The sequence below is a fragment of the Neptuniibacter pectenicola genome (assembly GCF_001597735.1).
GTDB classification, from domain to species: Bacteria; Pseudomonadota; Gammaproteobacteria; order Pseudomonadales; family Balneatricaceae; genus Neptuniibacter; species Neptuniibacter pectenicola.
The window spans coordinates 1-324 of record NZ_LUTS01000108.1 but is presented as its reverse complement, the minus strand read 5'-3'; the positions used below and the strand labels follow the sequence as shown (position 1 = coordinate 324).

1 protein-coding gene is annotated in these 324 nt (G+C 54.9%); it reads right to left on the bottom strand.

Annotation, left to right across the window (positions count from 1 at the left end):
• Window positions 1-324: hypothetical protein (locus A3773_RS19885; RefSeq protein WP_197462863.1), on the bottom strand; the 324-nt coding region annotated here is incomplete at its 5' end.

Sequence of the window (324 nt, the reverse complement as noted above, 5' to 3'; positions counted from 1 at the left end):
CTATGATGCATCGCCATATTTGCCTCCTATCTCCCCTTCCTCCCTCCCCTCCTTCTCCCCCCCTCTTCTTTTCTCCCCCTTTCCCTCCTCTTCTTTTTCCTCTCTTTCCTTTTCCCTTTTTCTTCCCCCTTCCCTTCTTTCCCTCTCTTTCTCTTTCCCCCTTTTCTCTCCTCCCCTCCCTTCCCTTTTCCTCTTTCTCTTCTTTCCCCCCCTCCCCCCCTCTTCTCTCCCCCCCCTTTCTTCCCCCCTCCTCCCTTCCCTCCCCTCTTTTTTCCTTTCCTCTCCTCCCCTCCCTTCCCCTTTCTCTTTTCCCCCCTTCCTTCC